Source organism: Aeromonas sp. MTB (assembly GCF_056632455.1).
This window is the reverse complement of sequence record NZ_CP147026.1, coordinates 277,965-295,807: the sequence shown is the minus strand read 5'-3', so window position 1 is coordinate 295,807 and position 17,843 is coordinate 277,965. Positions and strand designations below refer to the sequence as shown.

General features: G+C 60.9%; 15 protein-coding genes and 1 riboswitch. Of the genes, 8 read left to right on the top strand and 7 right to left on the bottom strand.

Annotated elements, in window-relative coordinates:
• Positions 1 to 12: 12 nt before the first annotated feature.
• Both lptG and lptF read right to left on the bottom strand, forming a co-directional pair.
• The gene (lptG, locus tag WBR25_RS01390; RefSeq protein WP_201902360.1) at positions 13 to 1,083 is read right to left on the bottom strand and encodes an LPS export ABC transporter permease LptG; all 1,071 of its coding nucleotides are present in this window, start codon (positions 1,081 to 1,083) and stop codon (positions 13 to 15) included.
• Between the two features lie 25 nt (positions 1,084 to 1,108).
• Positions 1,109 to 2,221 carry an LPS export ABC transporter permease LptF gene (gene lptF, locus WBR25_RS01385; protein ID WP_043821844.1) on the bottom strand — a complete coding sequence of 371 codons (1,113 nt, stop codon included), beginning with the start codon at positions 2,219 to 2,221 and terminating at the stop codon, positions 1,109 to 1,111.
• A gap of 172 nt (positions 2,222 to 2,393) precedes the next feature.
• On the opposite strand from lptF, the gene pepA reads away from it, so the two are divergent.
• From pepA to WBR25_RS01370, 3 genes are all read left to right on the top strand, one after another.
• The gene (gene pepA, locus WBR25_RS01380) at positions 2,394 to 3,902 is read left to right on the top strand and encodes a leucyl aminopeptidase (protein ID WP_199428330.1); all 1,509 of its coding nucleotides are present in this window, start codon (positions 2,394 to 2,396) and stop codon (positions 3,900 to 3,902) included.
• A gap of 174 nt (positions 3,903 to 4,076) precedes the next feature.
• Complete coding sequence (locus WBR25_RS01375) at positions 4,077 to 4,532, top strand: DNA polymerase III subunit chi (RefSeq protein WP_479749291.1); 456 nt, start codon at positions 4,077 to 4,079, stop codon at positions 4,530 to 4,532.
• A gap of 64 nt (positions 4,533 to 4,596) precedes the next feature.
• Positions 4,597 to 7,449, top strand: a complete 2,853-nt coding sequence (locus WBR25_RS01370; protein ID WP_479749290.1) for a valine--tRNA ligase — start codon at positions 4,597 to 4,599, stop codon at positions 7,447 to 7,449.
• Positions 7,450 to 7,516: 67 nt separating this feature from the next.
• On the opposite strand, the gene WBR25_RS01365 is transcribed toward WBR25_RS01370, so the two are convergent.
• Complete coding sequence (locus WBR25_RS01365) at positions 7,517 to 8,503, bottom strand: sodium:calcium antiporter (RefSeq protein ID WP_069528524.1); 987 nt, start codon at positions 8,501 to 8,503, stop codon at positions 7,517 to 7,519.
• Positions 8,504 to 8,590: 87 nt separating this feature from the next.
• A riboswitch (yybP-ykoY riboswitch) is annotated at positions 8,591 to 8,698 on the bottom strand.
• 172 nt (positions 8,699 to 8,870) lie between these two features.
• On the opposite strand from WBR25_RS01365, the gene WBR25_RS01360 reads away from it, so the two are divergent.
• Complete coding sequence (locus WBR25_RS01360; protein WP_005336432.1) at positions 8,871 to 9,458, top strand: superinfection exclusion B family protein; 588 nt, start codon at positions 8,871 to 8,873, stop codon at positions 9,456 to 9,458.
• A 96-nt stretch (positions 9,459 to 9,554) separates the two neighbouring features.
• On the opposite strand, the gene WBR25_RS01355 is transcribed toward WBR25_RS01360, so the two are convergent.
• Together WBR25_RS01355 and WBR25_RS01350 are read right to left on the bottom strand one after the other, a co-directional pair.
• On the bottom strand, positions 9,555 to 10,415 hold the full coding sequence (locus WBR25_RS01355) for an AraC family transcriptional regulator (RefSeq protein WP_479749289.1): 861 nt from the start codon (positions 10,413 to 10,415) through the stop codon (positions 9,555 to 9,557).
• A gap of 4 nt (positions 10,416 to 10,419) precedes the next feature.
• Positions 10,420 to 10,917 carry a GNAT family N-acetyltransferase gene (locus WBR25_RS01350; protein ID WP_479749288.1) on the bottom strand — a complete coding sequence of 166 codons (498 nt, stop codon included), beginning with the start codon at positions 10,915 to 10,917 and terminating at the stop codon, positions 10,420 to 10,422.
• 161 nt (positions 10,918 to 11,078) lie between these two features.
• On the opposite strand from WBR25_RS01350, the gene WBR25_RS01345 reads away from it, so the two are divergent.
• A complete protein-coding gene (locus tag WBR25_RS01345) occupies positions 11,079 to 12,527 on the top strand; it encodes a catalase (protein ID WP_139495420.1) in 1,449 nt (482 codons plus the stop codon).
• 310 nt (positions 12,528 to 12,837) lie between these two features.
• On the opposite strand, the gene WBR25_RS01340 is transcribed toward WBR25_RS01345, so the two are convergent.
• Entirely contained in the window at positions 12,838 to 13,155 is a 318-nt protein-coding gene (locus WBR25_RS01340) for a DUF1496 domain-containing protein (RefSeq protein WP_479749287.1), read from the bottom strand.
• A 223-nt stretch (positions 13,156 to 13,378) separates the two neighbouring features.
• Here WBR25_RS01340 and WBR25_RS01335 point away from each other — a divergent pair, with 223 nt between their 5' ends.
• Both WBR25_RS01335 and WBR25_RS01330 read left to right on the top strand, forming a co-directional pair.
• Positions 13,379 to 14,623, top strand: a complete 1,245-nt coding sequence (locus WBR25_RS01335) for a hypothetical protein (RefSeq protein WP_479749286.1) — start codon at positions 13,379 to 13,381, stop codon at positions 14,621 to 14,623.
• Between the two features lie 109 nt (positions 14,624 to 14,732).
• Positions 14,733 to 15,509, top strand: coding sequence for a substrate-binding periplasmic protein (locus WBR25_RS01330; protein ID WP_042053448.1), 777 nt, complete (start codon positions 14,733 to 14,735; stop codon positions 15,507 to 15,509).
• Between the two features lie 12 nt (positions 15,510 to 15,521).
• Here WBR25_RS01330 and WBR25_RS01325 read toward each other — a convergent pair whose 3' ends face one another.
• Positions 15,522 to 16,370 (bottom strand): helix-turn-helix domain-containing protein, encoded by an 849-nt coding sequence (locus WBR25_RS01325; RefSeq protein ID WP_302246210.1) that lies wholly within the window; start codon positions 16,368 to 16,370, stop codon positions 15,522 to 15,524.
• Between the two features lie 146 nt (positions 16,371 to 16,516).
• On the opposite strand from WBR25_RS01325, the gene tyrS reads away from it, so the two are divergent.
• Positions 16,517 to 17,782 carry a tyrosine--tRNA ligase gene (gene tyrS, locus WBR25_RS01320; protein WP_265783951.1) on the top strand — a complete coding sequence of 422 codons (1,266 nt, stop codon included), beginning with the start codon at positions 16,517 to 16,519 and terminating at the stop codon, positions 17,780 to 17,782.
• Positions 17,783 to 17,843: the final 61 nt, after the last annotated feature.

Below are 17,843 nucleotides of genomic sequence, written 5' to 3'. Positions count from 1 at the left end.
ATCCCGTGCGGATTACTGCTTGCGGCTGAGGATGTAGAAGGAGATGCCGCCAAACAGCAAGCTGGGCGCGATAGCCGCCAGAATCGGCGGTACCGCATAGACCAGACTGATGGGGCCAAACACCCGATCACTCACGTAGACGGCGAAGCCGGTCATGATCCCCATCAGCATCCGCGCCCCCATGCTCACCGAGCGTAGCGGGCCAAAGATGAAGGAGGAGGCCAGCAGGATCATCGCCACCACCGAGAGTGGTGACAGCAATTTGCGCCACATCTCCAGCTTGTAGCGACCGGCATCCTGCTTGTTGGCATCGAGATAGCCGATGTAGTCGAGCAGACCGGAGACCGAGAGGTTCTCGGGGTCGATACTCACCACCCCCAGCTGCTTGGGCGTCAGCTCCGAGCTCCATTCCATCTTGTCATGCTGCTCGCTGCGGATCTGCGCGGAATCGTCGAAGCGGGTAACCTGGGTCTGCTTGAGCAGCCAGTGGTGACGCTCGAACACCCCCTCCTGCGCCTGCACCACGTCGATCAGCTTGCGCTCGGGGGTGAAGCGATAGAGGGTGATGCCGGTGAGTGCACCATCGTTACGCACCCCGTTGATATTGACGAAGTTGTTGCCATCACGAGCCCACACTCCGTAGGCTGAAACCGTCAGACGACCTTCGGACAGCGCGCCCGCCTTGATGTCATCTGCCATCCGCTTGGCGATGGGGGCCACATATTCCCCCATCAACCCCACCATGATCATCAGCGGGATCGCCGTCTTGAGCGCCGCCATTACAATACTGATCTTGGAGCGACCCGCAGCCTGCATCACCACCAGCTCGGAGCTGGTCGCCAGCTGACCCAGACCAATCAGGCCACCCAGCAGCGCGGCCAGCGGGAAGAAGAGCACCGCCTCCTTGGGCATGGAGAGCAGCACATAGTAGAGGGCATTGATCATGTCGTAGTTGCCGTCACCGACCGACTTGAGCTGCTCCACATACTTGATGAGCGCCGCAAGGCCAACGAGCGTGATTTCACACAGCAGGATCGACATAAAGATGACCCGACCGATATACCTATCGAGAATGCCAAACATCAGCAGAAGTTCCTATGTTGCAGCATCATGCTGATTTTCTGTTGAAATAGCGCCCTTTCACCCCGTTCCACCAGCTGGTGCCCTGCAGATTGAGGGGCAGGCCGATAAACAGCAGGTAACCGAGCGGCACCAGGAACATCCCCGGCCAGTAGGGCAGCCGGCCGCTGTCGATGGCCGAACGGGCGGCACTGAGCAGCAGGAAGTAGGAGAGATAGAGCATGATGGCCGGCAGCAGCTTGGCGTAGCGCCCCTGACGGGGATTGACCCGCGCCAGCGGTACCACCAGCAGGGTCAGCACCGGAATGGAGAGGGGCAGCGAGATACGCCACTGCAATTCCGCCATCATGGCGTTGTCCTGGGTACCGAACAGTTCCATGGTCGGCTTGGCCGCCGCCTTGCGGTTGGAACGCTCCATCTCTTGCTGGCGGATCACCAGACCATATTCGCGAAAATCGGAGATCTGGAACTGCTTGCCGGAGAAGTTCCCCTCGTAGCGGGAGCCATCCATCAGGGTCAGCCACTGCAGGCCGTTCTCATCGACCGTCACCACCCCTTCGGTCGCCACCACCACCGAGGGAGGATTGTTCCCCTCCGCCCGCTGCAGCACGAAGATCTTTTGCAGTTTTGAGCCGTTGTCGTTCAAATCCTGGATATAGGCAACCAGACGCCCCTTGTCGAGCTCCATAAAGCGGCCCGCCTGCAGGAAGGAGATACCCGGGTCCGCCTTGAACTCGTCGATCACCTGATACTCGCGCTCCTTGGCCTGCGGGGCGATCCAGCCGGTGTTGAACGCCGCAACCACCGCCGTCAGCAAGGCCAGCAACATGGCGCTGCGCATCACGAAACGGTGGCTGAAGCCGACCGCATGCATCACCGTCATCTCGCTTTCGGCGTAGAGGCGACCATGGGCAAACAAAATGGCTAAAAAGAGACTGATAGGCAGCATCAACAACGCCATATTGGGCAAGTTGAGCAGCAGCAGGGTGGAGACCAGACGTGTCGGCACCTCGCCATCGGCGGCGTCACCGATGATCTTGATAAATTGTTGGCTGACAAAGATAAGCAGCAATACGAATAACACTGCCAGCTGGGTTTTCAGGGTTTCCCTGAACAAATATCGGAAAACGATCACAGTCATTCCCAAGTAAACTTGTGTTTTTAGTCGAATGCCTGAAAAATAGGGCCGTATATTGGATTTTTACCAGTTTGAACTGCGGAGCCTGTGGCTGTTCGCTCCGCCTCTGATACCCCAACAAGCACCGCATTATTCAATAAAAGGTGCCTTTTGTCTTTAGGATGTAGGAGATTCCATGGAGTTCAGTGTAAAGAGTGGCAGTCCAGAGAAGCAACGGAGCGCCTGCGTCGTAGTCGGCGTATTTGAGCCTCGTCGCCTCTCTCCGGTTGCCGAACAACTGGACAAGATCAGCGATGGCTATATCAGTTCGCTGCTGCGCCGTGGCGACCTGGAAGGGAAACCAGGCCAGATGCTGCTGCTGCATCAAGTACCGGGCGTGCTCAGCGAGCGCGTACTGCTGGTCGGATGCGGCAAGGAGCGGGAACTCGACGAACGCCAGTACAAGCAGATCATCAACAAGACCATCACCACCCTGAACGAAACCGGCTCCATGGAAGCGGTTTGCTTCCTCACCGAGCTGCACGTCAAGGGTCGGGATACCTATTGGAAGGTGCGCCAGGCGGTAGAAACCACCAAGGCGGGCCTCTACAGCTTCGATCAGTTCAAGACCAACAAGGCCGAGCCACGTCGCCCACTGCGCAAGCTGGTATTCAACGTGCCGACGCGTCGGGAACTGACCATTGGTGAAAAAGCCATCGCTCACGGTCTGGCCGTGGCCAAGGGTGTGCGGGTCTGCCGCGACGTGGCGAACATGCCGCCCAACGTCTGCAACCCGGCCTATCTGGCCTCCCAGGCCCGTCGTCTGGCCGATGCCTACGAGAACATCACCACCAAGGTGGTGGGCGAGCAGGAGATGGCCGAGCTCGGCATGAACTCCTATCTGGCGGTGGCCCGCGGCTCCGACAACGAAGCCATGATGGCCATCATCGAATACAAGGGTCATCCGGATGCCAAGCCCATCGTGCTGGTCGGCAAGGGTCTGACCTTTGACTCCGGCGGCATCTCCATCAAGCCGGCCGATGGCATGGACGAGATGAAGTACGACATGGGTGGCGCCGCCTCTGTGCTCGGTACCATGCATGCGCTGGCCCAGTTGCAACTGCCGATCAACGTCATCGGCGTGCTGGCAGGCTGCGAGAACATGCCGGGTGGCAACGCCTATCGCCCGGGTGACATCCTCACCTCCATGTCCGGCCAGACCATCGAAGTGCTCAACACCGATGCGGAAGGTCGACTGGTGCTGTGTGATGCACTGACCTATGTGGACCGCTTCGATCCGGAAACCGTGATCGACGTGGCGACTCTGACCGGTGCCTGCGTCATCGCGCTGGGTCACCACACCTCGGGTCTGCTGGCCAACCACAACCCGCTGGCCCACGAGCTGCTCAACGCCTCCGAACAGGCGGGTGATCGCGCCTGGCGTCTGCCGCTGTTTGACGAGTATCAGGAGCAGATCGACAGCCCGTTCGCCGACATGGCCAACATCGGTGGTCGTCCGGCCGGCACCATCACCGCGGCCGCCTTCCTGTCACGCTTCACCAAGAAGTACAACTGGGCCCACCTGGATATCGCCGGGACCGCCTGGAAGAGTGGCAAGGATAAAGGCTCCACCGGTCGTCCGGTGCCCCTGCTGACCCAGTTCCTGCTGAACCGGGCTGGCGTGGATATCGAAGAGAAAGAGTAACTCTCCGGCCCCTGCCGATGACAGCATCGGAAGGGTTGGCGTTACCCTGAACCACAAGGAAGAGGCCCGCCTCTTCCTTGTTTCATTCTTGAATCAGTGAGCTGCGGACGGGAAACACCCCGCAAGCCTCATGAGGCGGTCAACAGTCCGTCACCGCAAAACGGGATCAACCTGATGAGCCAAGTGACCTTTTACCTGATGAGCGAACAGGATGACGCGCAGGCCTCTGCGGTCGAGCGACTGGCCTGCACTCTTGCAGCCGAGTCGTGGGGCGCGGGCCATATCTACCTGTTCTGCGACGATGAGGCTCAGGCTCAGCGCCTGGACGAGCTGTTGTGGCAACTGCCGCCGCAGCGCTTCGTGCCGCACCAGCTGCAAGGCGAAAGCGGCATGGCCCCGGTGGAGATCGGCTATCAGCCACCGAAACGACGCTACGCCCGCCTCATCAATCTGGCCACTGCGACACCTTTGTTTGCAGGACACTTCGCTCAAGTGGTAGATTTTGTCCCCACTGACGAAACACAAAAGCAGCAAGCCCGCGAGCGCTACAAGCACTATCGCCAGGCAGGCCATACCCTCGAAATGAGGGATCAGCCCGTCCTTGCCGCACCGGATCCGGCGCAGCCCTGACTGCAACCAATTGATCCATAAAGAATCAACACCAGACTCCATCCATCCAGATTACGGCGAGACCATGGAAAAGACTTTTAATCACAACGCCATCGAACAGGCGCTCTATCAGCACTGGGAAGCCCAGGGTTACTTCAAGCCCCACGGCGACACCAGCAAAGACTCCTTCTGCATCATGATCCCGCCGCCGAACGTCACCGGCAGCCTGCACATGGGTCACGCCTTCCAGCAAACCCTGATGGATACCCTGATCCGCTACAACCGCATGCAGGGCAAAAACACCCTGTGGCAGGCAGGTACCGACCACGCCGGTATCGCCACCCAGATGGTGGTTGAGCGCAAGATCGCCGCAGAAGAGGGCAAGACTCGCCACGATTACGGCCGTGATGCCTTCATCGACAAGATTTGGCAGTGGAAGGAAGAGTCCGGTGGCACCATCACCCGCCAGATGCGCCGTCTGGGCGACTCCGTGGATTGGGAGCGCGAGCGCTTCACCATGGATGAGGGTCTCTCCGCCGCCGTGCAGGAAGTGTTTGTTCGTCTCTACGAAGATGGCCTGATGTACCGCGGCAAGCGTCTGGTGAACTGGGATCCGAAACTCAACACCGCCATCTCCGATCTGGAAGTGGAGAACCGCGAGATCAAGGGCCACATGTGGCACCTTCGCTATCCGCTGGCCAACGGCGCCAAGACCGCCGAAGGCAAGGATTACCTGATCGTCGCCACCACCCGTCCGGAGACCATGCTGGGCGATACCGCCGTGGCCGTGAACCCGGAAGACCCGCGCTACAAGGCGCTGATCGGCCAGCACATCCTGCTGCCGCTGGTGAACCGTCTGATCCCCATCGTTGCCGACGAACACGCCGACATGGAGAAGGGCACCGGTTGCGTGAAGATCACCCCTGCTCACGACTTCAACGATAACGAAGTGGGCAAGCGCCACAGCCTGCCGATGATCAACATCTTCACTCTGGACGCCCACGTGCGTGCCGAGGCCGAAGTGGTCGATACCAACGGCAACCCGAGCACCGCCTATGACGCAACCCTGCCGGCCGAGTTCGCCGGTCTGGAGCGCTTCGCCGCCCGCAAGGCGATTCTGGCCAAGCTGGAAGAGCTGGGTCTGCTGGACGAGATCAAGGATCACATACTGCAACAGCCGTACGGCGATCGCGGTGGCGTGCCCATCGAGCCGATGCTGACCGACCAGTGGTACGTACGCGTGGCTCCGATGGCCAAGACCGCCATCGAAGCGGTAGAAGATGGCCGCATCCAGTTCGTACCGAAGCAGTACGAAAACATGTACTTCTCCTGGATGCGCGACATTCAGGACTGGTGCGTCTCCCGTCAGCTGTGGTGGGGTCACCGCATCCCGGCATGGTATGACGACGCCGGCAATGTCTACGTTGGCCGCAGCGAAGACGAAGTACGTGCCAAGCACAGCATCCCGGCCGTAACCGTACTGCGTCAGGACGAAGACGTGCTCGATACCTGGTTCAGCTCCGCCCTGTGGACCTTCTCCACCCTGGGCTGGCCGAACAACACCGAGGCACTCAAGACCTTCCACCCGACCGACGTGCTGATGAGCGGCTTCGACATCATCTTCTTCTGGATTGCCCGGATGATCATGATGACCATGCACTTCATCAAGGACGAAAACGGCCAGCCGCAAGTCCCGTTCAAGACCGTCTACATCACCGGTCTTATCCGTGACGAAGAGGGCCAGAAGATGTCCAAGTCCAAGGGCAACGTGCTGGACCCCCTCGACATGATCGACGGTATCTCGCTGGAGGATCTGCTGGAGAAGCGCACCGGCAACATGATGCAGCCGCAGATGGCCGAGAAGATCGCCAAGCGTACCGCCAAGCAGTTCCCGGAAGGGATCGATGCCCACGGTACCGATGCCCTGCGCTTCACTCTGGCTGCGCTGGCCTCTACCGGTCGTGACATCAACTGGGACATGAAGCGCCTGGATGGCTACAACAACTTCTGCAACAAGCTGTGGAACGCCTCCCGCTATGTGCTGATGAACACCGAAGATCAGGATTGCGGCTTCAACGGCGGCGAGATGCAGTTCAGTCTGGCGGATCGCTGGATCCAGTCCCAGCTGCAAGTGGCCATCCGTGACTTCCGTACCGCCCTCGATACCTACCGCTTCGACATCGCGGCTGGCGTGCTGTACGAATTTATCTGGAACCAGTTCTGTGACTGGTATCTGGAGCTGACCAAGCCGGTACTGACCAAGGGTTCCGAGGCCGAGCAGCGCGCTGCCCGCCACACCCTCGTCAGCGTCCTCGAGACCCTGCTGCGTCTGGCACACCCGATCATCCCGTTCATCACCGAGACCATCTGGAAATCGGTCGCTCCGCTGGCCGGTGTACACGCCGACACCATCATGATTCAGGCCTTCCCGGAGTTCGACGCTGCCAAGGTGGACGAAGCCGCGATGGCGGATCAGGAGTGGGTGAAGGAGTTCATCGTCAGTATCCGCAACATCCGTGCCGAGATGAACGTGGCGCCGAGCGTGCCCCTCAACGTGCTGCTCCAGTGCGATGCCAAGGATGCCCAGCGCGCCGCTGACAACGAGGCCTTCCTCAAGTCGCTGGCCCGTCTGGAGTCCATCCGCATTCTGGCGGACGGTGAAACCGCCCCGCTGTCAGTGAAGAAGCTGATCGGTGCCACCGAGCTGATGATCCCGATGGCCGGTCTCATCGACAAGGATGCCGAACTGGCCCGTCTGGCCAAAGAGGTTGCCCGTCTGGTGGGCGAGTGCGGCCGTATCGAAGGCAAACTCGGCAACGAAGCCTTCGTCGCCAAGGCACCGGAAGCGGTCATCGCCAAAGAACGCGAGAAGCTGGAAGATTACCGTCTCCAGCTGACCAAGCTGGAAGCCCAGCAGGCCGAAATCGCCGCGCTGTAAGCACCGCCCCTACCGATACAACAAAGCCCCCTGCCAAGGGGGCTTTTTCATATCCGCGCTTCCCGTTTCAGCTCACCAGCAACCAGCCGCAAAAACCGAGATAGAGCAGGCCGACCAGTGCCAACCGTTCGGCGGTCATCACCCCCTTTCTGAACCCCCACCAGAGCAACCCCACCGCCAGCAACGTCACCAGCGAGGAGGCCATCATGGCGCCATCCAGCAGCCAGGGGGTAAAGATCAAGCAGAACGCCTTGGGGATAGTGCCCTGGATCATCATGGCCCCGGAGATATTGGCCAGCGCCAGCCGATTCTTGCCCTGCCGCACCCAGATCAGCACGTTCATCAGCTCCGGCATCTCGGTCGCCACCGGACTCAACAGCAGGGCCGCCAGCACCGGCGAGAGGCTAAAAAGCTCGCCCATGCTCTCCAGCTGATGGACAAACAGCTGGGCCGCCAGCGCCACCACCACCAGTGCAGCCAGTGTCTGCAGCAGCACCTTGCCAAGGGGCGGGATCCCGGCATTTGGAGCCAGCTTGAGGGGCTCCGGCAGCTCGACCTCATGGCTGTCGCTTTGTTTCAGCTCGCGCCTTACATAGACGAGGTAGACCAGCACGAACAGCGGAGCCAACCAGCTCTTGCCGGTAAAGGCGACCAGCCCCAGCGCGGTCGCCACCAGAAAGATGCCGATAAACCAGCGCTGATCCCGGCCAATCTCGCGCTGCACCTCGCCATCGATGGCCCGTTCGGTACGCCCCATGCAAAGCAGCAGGGTGAGGCCGACTGCCGCATAGCCGATGGTCGCCAACACCAGCGGCCCGCCGAGGGCGGCGCCAATGCCTATCTCCTGCTGGGCGGTTGTGTTGCCCATCAGCAGGGCGGTGAGGGTCACGATACACTCGGGCAGTGCCGTACCCAGTGCCGCCAGCAGGGAGCCGGTGGCGCTTTGGGAGAGTTTGAAGTGGTGACCGATCCACTCGATGCCGTTGACGAAGTATTCGCAGGCAAGGTAGATGGTGACCGCAGAGACGAGAAATAACAGCAGGGTAATCAACATAATAGATACCGCCAGGCGAGCAGAATAACCGATGGACCCGACATGGCTCGCCCGGCTGGCGTGCATATCGAGGCCAAAGGTCTTGCAGAGCGATAGTGCCTATCGCCGCCCATGCCATGGATACGAGGATCCAAGAGTGTTGACATGGGCCCGGCCCGGAATGCGGGCGGGTTGCTACTCCCCAATGACTGAGGGGACGTTTTAGCAACTCGACCGCCGCCTCACAAGGCAAATTAATGACAACTCATTCAATAAGTTGTAAGGGAATGTAACCTCGCCAGCCCCTCCTCCCCACCGCCATTGCGCTGTTGGCACACTGATTGCTCTAGGTAGTTCACTATCCACAACAGTTTGGGAAGGATGAACAATGAAACGGTGGATCCAACATTTCTATCAACTGAACCGCCTCAACTGGCTGATGGTCTGGTTGTTGCTCTGCTGCAGCATCATTCTGCTGTTTCCGGCCGGGCTGATGAAAGGGGCCGTCAGCCAGTGGGCTGCGGATCATGCGGCCTGGCTGGGGGTCGGTATGCTGATCGCCATCTCCTACTTCTGCAGTCAGGGCTTCCTGATCGCTTGGGAGTGGGCCTGTGAAGAGTGGCAGGCGCGCCGTCAGCAGGACCAGCTGGCCCAGATGATCGGCTTCCTCGACTTCAACGAGAAAGCGGTGCTGCGCGAGTTCGTGCTACAGCGTAAAAGCGTCATAAACTTGCCGATCACCGAGCCCGCCGTCAAAAACCTGATGGATGCCGGCGTCCTCACCTACGCCTACGGCAAGCCGACCCGGGAGAAGGATGACGAGAACCAGATCCGCGCCCTGATGATCGCCCTGCCCGCCCGACCGCTGCTCACCTACAAGGTGCTGGGGCTGTCGCGCGGCAAGATGAGCGACGAGCAGGTGGAGCAGATCATGAACGCCCGTCCCAAGTTCGCCCAGAAGGGGTTCCAGCGCTAACCGCCGCCCAACCGCCAGATGCAAAAGAGCCGGACACTGTCCGGCTCTCTCGTTTCTGCGCGACGCTCTGTACCATCCCTTCCGTCTTGCTGCGTCCTACCCCTTTAGGCTGGAGCAAAAGCTGACATCGTCCTGCACAGGATCATCGCTCATGCTGTGATAAAGCTCGAAGCAGGGACCATTGCCAAACTCCAGCCCGGCAACAACGATGTCGCCGATATGCTCCTGCCAACGCGGGCCATACTGGCTGCGGTCGGTAATAAGATAACGGGACTGGGCATAACGACCGGCGGGAATAAGCTGGATCTCGACCGCTCCCATCCCCACCGTCCCCGCAGGCACCGTCACACCGATGTCAGTGCGACACTGGGCTGGCGGAGTCACCTCGGGGTTATCGTGATAGATGAAGATCCACTCCCCACCTTCCAGACCGCGGGCGCTGGCCCACTGATGCAGCTGGCTGCAGACGGGGTCATACCCCTCGCCATATGGGCCGGTGACACGTATATAGGCCAGAGTGCGGGCGTCCATCTCGATAGTTTTCATGGTATTGCTCCTTGCTGATGAGTGACCCTCAGCATAAGGATTCGGCTGCACAAGTGCGTGTCCATCCTTGCTCATCAAGTGTCCATTCTTGCTCTTGTCGCGGCGAAACTCTCCCGGCGTGCAACCATAGTAACGGCGAAATACCTTGGCAAACGCCTGGGAGCTGGCGAGCCCCGCCCCCAACGCAATGGCCGTGACACTGACATCGGTATAGCAGAGCTGCCAAGCAGCCCGCTGGATGCGCAGACGACGACACATCTCCCCGGGCGTCTCCCCCGCCACAGCCGTAAACACCCGGTGAAAATGGTAGAAAGACAAGCAGGCACTGCTTGCCAGCGTTTCGATGGAGAGATCGGGATTCTGCTCCAGCGCCCGGATCACCGGGCGCAATCTGGCCTGATAATCGACCATACCGTTAGCGGCTGGCGCTCCCCGCAACTCTGGCCATATAGAGCGCATCCACATAACGCCCTTGGCGGAAGGCATAGTCACGGGCTCGCCCCTCCTCGGTAAAACCGAACTTGCGATAAAGCGCCTGTGCGGCCTCATTGTCGGTATAGACGGTCAGCTCAATCCGGTGCAGGTTGAGCCAGTTATCGGCCAGATCCAGCGCCGCGGCCATCAGGGTAGAGCCAACTCCCTTGCCAGCCCAGTCATCCCGTACCCCCATGCCAATCCCGGCCACATGCTTGCGTCTGGGATTGGGTTCTACGTGCAAGGAGATCTGGCCCACCAGCAGCCCCTCTACCTCCGCCACCCAGGCGACCACATCACTGCTCTCCAACCGCTTCTGCCACTGGCTAAGGGGAGGTGTGGGCAGGTGCAGAGTGCCCGCCTGGGCATTAGGCATGGCGTAGAGATCCCGCAAGGCGGGGGCATCGGTGGGTTCGGCATGACGGATAGTAATCTGCATATGAGGCTCCTTCTCGAAACCACCATCATGCAATATCCGGCGCGGTTACACATCCCCCAGCAACACCCATTTGTCTTGCCTATCAAAGGGCGAGGAAAGGCCCATTGGCCGAGCACGGCGCAGATCCGTAGGCTGACCCTATATCAACAAGGAGAGAAGCCATGACTGACAAGACCCTGCACAGCGCCAACGGCGCCCCCGTCGTCGACAACAACAACAGCCTCACCGCCGGCCCGCGCGGCCCCATCCTGATGCAAGATATCTGGTTGATGGAGAAACTCGCCCACTTCGACCGCGAGCGCATTCCCGAGCGGGTGGTTCACGCTAAGGGCTCGGGCGCCTACGGCACCTTTACCGTGACCCACGACATCAGCCAGTTCAGCAAGGCCGATCTGTTCAGCGCCATCGGCAAGCAAACACCGGTGTTCCTGCGTTTCTCCACCGTAGCTGGTGAGAAGGGCGCCGCCGATGCCGAACGCGATGTGCGCGGCTTCGCTCTCAAGTTCTATACCGAGCAGGGCAACTGGGATCTGGTGGGTAACAACACCCCGGTCTTTTTCATCCGCGATCCGCTGAAATTCCCTGACTTCATCCACACCCAGAAGCGGGATCCGCGCACCAACCTGCGCAGCGCCACCGCAGCCTGGGACTTCTGGTCACGCCATCCGGAATCCCTGCATCAGGTCACCATACTGTTCAGCGATCGCGGTATCCCCAAGAGCCTGCGGGAGATGAACGGCTACGGCAGCCACACCTTCAGCTTTATCAACGGCGCCAACGAGCGCTTCTGGGTCAAGTTCCACTTCAAGACCGAGCAGGGCCACAGCTTCTACACCGATGAAGAGGCCGCCACCGCCGTCGGGCAGGATCGGGAGACCAGTCAGGCGGACCTGTTCAACGCCATCGAGCGGGGCGACTTCCCGCGCTGGAAGGTCTATGTGCAGGTGATGCCGGAGGCCGAAGCCCAGACTTACAACATCCACCCGTTCGACCTGACCAAGGTGTGGCCGCACAGCGACTACCCGCTGATCCCGGTGGGCGTGCTGGAGCTCAACCAGAACCCGGACAACTACTTCGCCCATGTGGAGCAGGCCGCCTTTACCCCGGCTAACGTGGTGCCCGGGATCGGCTTCTCGCCGGATCGCATGTTGCAAGGGCGACTCTTCTCCTACGGTGACACCCAGCGCTATCGCCTTGGCGTCAACCACGGTCTGCTGCCGGTCAACGCCCCGCGCTGCCCGTTCCATCACGGAGCCCATCGTGACGGTGCCATGCGGGCGGACAGCAATGGCGGCGCCAGCCCCAACTATCAGCCGAACCGTTTCGGCACCCAGCAGCCGAGCGAGCAGCACGAACCGGCGCTGAGTCTGGAAGGGGCAGCCCTGCACTACGACTTCCGTGACTACGACAGCGACTACTACAGCCAGCCGGGTAACCTGTTCCGCATCATGGACGAGGGGCAGCGTTCACGGCTCGCCGCCAACCTGGCCCGCTCCCTTATCAATGTGGAGGATGACGCCATCGTCGCGGCCCAGCTCAAACACTTCGAGCAGGCCGACCCCGAGTATGCCAAACGGGTCGAACTGGCACTGGCCGCCTTGCAGCGCTAAGTCGCAGGCAGGCAACATCTGCAAAAACAAAACGGGGGCCTGATGGCCCCCGTTATTTTGCTATTGACGGTGAGAAATAGAAAACGGAGCCCGAGGCTCCGTTTTTTCAATGCTGTATCAATCCCGGACGGAACGCGCTTCACGCTCTTCCCGCTCCCTTGCCAACAGGCGTTTGTACCACCAGCTACTGCGACGACGTTGTGCATTGGAAGAGCGACGAGCCATTTCTTAGGTTCCAGCCAATAGAAGAAAGGAGCTGCATTATGCGACAGGGATCACGTCCATGTCTTTAGCTGGATCAAGAAAAGCCTCACTGACCCACGGAAATCGTCTTCTGATCTTTCGCACCACGGGTGGCAGGCAACACCACCGCAGGAGAGCGCCAGGCCAGCGCGCCATTGCTCTCGAGGTCGTTCTGCGGGCCGCACTCCAGCCAGATATCTCCTTGCAGAATGCGGGCCCCTTCGGAATATTTCTGATCCGCAAACCAGCAGACCCGCTCGGGCAATGAGCCCAGCGGCAACACCAGCTCGGGACTGGCAGACTCGCCCACCACAGTGGTTTTGGACGCAGCCAGAGCGGGGGTGAGCCAGAGGGAGGCCAGCAGGCAGAGCAGTACATTTTTCATGAGGGGGATCCTGTTGCGATGGGAGGCACTCTCGAAGAGTCGACCAGCCCCGGGGTTTACTTGACTGACAATCATACTGCCTGCTGGCATTGTGGAACCAATATGGTAGCCTGCCAGCGCCTGCGGGCAGTCTCTCGCTGCCACGCGCAAACTTCCGGTGAATTTGTCACGTCCTGGCAAAATATAACCTTATTTATCAAATCGTTATTTGGATATTATCCCAATGCGTATCATGCCGTTGCTTCAGGCGGCCTGCCTGAGCCTGATGTTGTCCGCCTGCGTTGCCCCATTGCTGATGATGAGCCCCACCAGCCAGCTGATGTGGGCCCTGCTCAAGCCGCTGGTCGGCTTTGACCCGAACGAGGTCAATCTGTTCGAACAACCCCTGATCAAGGATCGGATGACCGCCATCCTTGGTCCCAACTACGACAGCACCATGCAGTTGCTCAAGACTGCCGACAAGTTACAGCAGGAGGGGCCGCTTTTCTATGTGGTCTCCGAGTATGCGCCCGTGCCGGATATCGCCAAGCAGGCGGGGATGGTGTGGAACTCGCAAACCAACCAGATGTCGGTATTGCTGCAAAAAGGGGATGGCACCACCCTGACCTTCGGCGAAAATCTGGCGGGCACGGCACCGACCTGGCCAACCGCCATGCAGGGCTGGCAGACCCCCACCAACCAGCTCACCCCGGCGGCCAATGCCCTGACCGGGGCGGCGACCAGTCAGAGTGGCGCCTCCCCCTTCTCCCTTGGCAGCGCGCTGGGCACAGTGACCCGCGGCGTCACCGGCTCGCTGACCAACAGTGCAAGTCAGGCTATCAGCGGCGCAGCCTCCCACGCCACCAGACAGGCCACCGGACAGGCCACCCAAGCGGTGAGCCAGAGCGCGACCGACCTGACTCGCAGTGCGACCACCGCAGTCACCGCACCGGCCAAACAGGCGGTGAGCAGCACCACCGCCACCGTGACGCAAGAGGCCACCAAGGCCGTTGCCACTCCTGCCAAGCAAGCCGTCAGCAGCACTGCTGCCACCGTGACGCAGGAAGCCACCAAGGCTGTTACCGCGCCGGCCAAACAGGCAGCCAGCAGCGCCGCTGCGGCCGCGACCCAAGAAGCGACCAAAGCCGTTACCGCTCCTGCCAAACAAGCCGTCAGCAGCGCCGCTGCGACCGCGACCCAAGAAGCCACCAAGGCTGTTGCCGTTCCTGCCAAACTGGCTGTCAGCAGCACTGCTGCCACCGCGACGCAAGAGGCAACCAAGGTTGTTGCCGTTCCTGCCAAGCAAGCCGTCAGTAGCGCCGCTGCGGCCGCGACGCAAGAGGCAACCAAGGCCGTTGCCGATCCGGCCAAACAGGCTGTCAGTGCCGCATCCCATACGGCCGGAGAGAGCGTCGCCGATGCCGCCAGAGCGGCGGAAGCCAAGGCGCGCGCCAAGGCAGAGGCGGAGATGGAAGCCCTGCTCAAATAAACCGACAGGCCACCGCAAGGTGGCCTGTTTTTTATCCCGCTACCGGATCATGACGTTATGGAAAAGGCCACATAGACTGTTAGGTAACTGCCCGCACAAGGAGTGCATCATGCGTCGTCTACTCCCTGCTCTCGCTTCTCTCGCCCTGTTTATCGCGCTCCCTGCTCCGGCACTTATCTACTATTCGGAGCAGAACATGCCGCTCAATGGCCAGGATAAAAATGGTCAGCCAGTGGGGTTGGCGGTCGAGTTGCTACGCCTGATGTGGCGTGAAATGGGAGAGCCGGAGCAACCCATCCACTTTCTGCCCTGGGCCCGCGGCTGGTATCTGCTGACCCAACAGCAAGAGGCCGTGCTCTTTACCACGGCGCACACCAAGGAGCGGGATCCCCACTTCCTCTGGGTCTGCCCCATCAGCCACTCCAGGGTCGCGCTGGTCGGCCGCAAGCAGGATGCCCCCAAAGTGGCCAGCAAAGCGGATCTCGCCAAGCTGCAGATCGGTGTGATGCAGGCGGATGTCGGGGAGCAGTTGCTGCTCAACCGCGGGATCAGCCCGGGCAATATGATGTCGGTAGAGCGCATGGATCAGGTGGTGCGCCAGCTCATCATGGCACGCACCGATCTGGTGGCGGGCAACGAGGTGATGCTGCGCCATCAGGCCAAAGAGCTGGGTTTCCCCAGCGAGGATTTTGTCACCGTCGCGATCATTGAAGAGCAGGATAACTGCTTCGCCTTCAACCTGAGGGCAGACAAGCAACAGGTTGCCCGCCTGCAACAGGCGCTGGACAAGGTCAAACAGGGGGATGAATACAAGCAGTTGATGAAGCGCTACCAGTTGCTCAGTATCCTGCCCGAAACCACTCCCACCATCCCGCGCCTCGAGTAACCCCGGCCCGCCCTATGGCGGGCTCGTTGTATCTCCCATCGATGAAACGGGGGATGCCTCCACCGGCGCAGTAATGAGGTGGTTCAGAAAGAGATTGAACAGCTCGGCCCGCGAGCCGAGCCGCAGTTTGCCATAGAGATGCTTGCGGTGATTCTTCACCGTGCCACTGCCAATCCCGAGCTCCGCGGCAATCGCCTCGGTATCCAGCCCCTGCAGCAGCAACTCCGCCACCTGCCGCTCGCGCCGGGTAAGCCTATCGCCCCCGACACTCGCCATCGCCAGCTCCACCGCGATCTTGAGGCTGGCGCTATCTGGCAGTGCCGTGCTCTGGGCCAACAACGGCTGGCTCTGCCGCCACTGCTGACGACAGAGCGAATGCACCAGCGGGAACAGCTGCTCCAGCCTCGCCAGCTCGTCACGGCTGAGGGTACTGCGCTTGTCGAGTCGCCCGAGAAACAACATCAGCGTCAGTCCGTCCCGCACCGGCAGGATCAGTCCCACCTCTTCCTGCCAGCCGGTGGCCTGATAGAAGTGGTAGCGATATTCGGGATCGAGCCGCCCTTGGGAGACCTGCGCCAGGGTCCAGACGCCAGCAGGCAAGCCCTGCTCCAGCGCCTGCATAAAGGGATCCTGACTGAAGTGGCTGGTGAGGTAGCGATCAAACAGCAGAGCCCGCTGATGATTGAGGTTGTCGTAGAGGTAGACGGGCCGCTGCCCCACCCCGAGCAGCAGGGCACAATCAAACGCCACCTGCTGCTGGATCAGCCGCACCAGCGCCGCCGCAAAGGCGCTGCTGTGCAGGGCATCGACCACCTCGGTCATGCTGCGGGTCAAGGCATCTGTGGTGAATGGCTGGGTCATGGTGGCACGTTTCCGGCGACGGGGAGCGATTCCCCGCTATGGCTGAATGCTAGCACGAGAGTGGCAAAACTGTCCCTGAGGGGACATATCCGCCACCAGCCAGAACGGCGAGGATGACGGCTTTTCCCCCTGTTGTTGGAGCACCCATGATCAACCCCCACCTGCTCGATGAGCTGACCGAGCGCGGCCTTGTGGCCCAGAATTCCGACCCGGCGGCCCTAGCCGATCATCTTGCCACCCCGCGCACCGTCTATTGCGGGTTCGATCCCACCGCCGGCAGCCTGCATATCGGTCATCTGGTGCCGCTCTTGATGCTGCGCCGCTTCCAGCTGGCGGGCCACACCCCGGTGGCACTGGTGGGCGGGGCAACCGGCCTTATCGGCGATCCCAGCTTCAAGGCGACCGAGCGCAGCCTCAACAGTGCCGATACCGTGCAGGGTTGGGTCGCCAGCCTGTCGGCCCAAATCAGGGCGCTGCTGCCCGCCGATGAGGGCCTGTCGGCCCCGCAACTGGTCAACAATGGCGACTGGATGGGGCAGATGTCCGCCCTCGATTTTCTGCGGGATATCGGCAAGCACTTCTCGGTCAATGCCATGCTGGCGCGGGAATCGGTGCGCCAGCGGCTGGCTCGCCCGGATCAGGGCATCTCGTTCACCGAGTTCTCCTACGCTCTGCTGCAATCCTACGACTTTGCGGTGCTGCACCAGCGGCTCGGCTGCACCCTGCAGATTGGCGGCAACGACCAGTGGGGCAACATCACCAGCGGCATGGATCTCACCCGTCGCCTCCATCAGGCGCAGGTGCACGGCATGACCCTGCCCCTTATCACCAAGGCGGACGGCACCAAGTTCGGCAAGACCGAGGGTGGAGCCGTCTGGCTCGATCCGGCGCTCACCTCCCCTTACGCCTTCTACCAGTTCTGGCTCGGCACCGCGGATGAGGATGTCTACCGCTTCCTGCGCTACTACAGCTTTATGCCGCTGAGCGAGATTGATGCACTGGAGGCGGAAGACGCAAAGCGGCAGGGGCGCAAGCAGGCCCAGCAGGTGTTGGCGAACGAGCTGACCGAGCTGGTGCACGGCAAAGCGGCGCTGGCAGCGGTGCAGCGCATCAGCGAGCTGCTGTTTAGCGGCGATGTGGCCCGCCTCGGCGAGAGCGATCTGGCCCAGCTGGCGCAGGATGGCATGCCGAGCAGCACCGTCAGCGGCGAGACGGATCTGGTCAGCCTGCTGGTCAGCTGCGGTCTGGCGAACTCCAAACGCATCGCCCGCGAGCTGCTGGCGGCGGGGGCCATCAGCCTCAATGGTGTGATCAAGCAGGATGAACAGCTGAGTGCCGATGATCGGCTGTTTGGTCGCTACCTGCTGCTGCGCCGGGGCAAGAAGCAGTATCACTTGGTGGAGTGGCAATAAGCCGCAGGGCGGGGAGCACAGCCTCCCCGCCCGTACCCTCAATCCCTTTTGAATCCCGAGT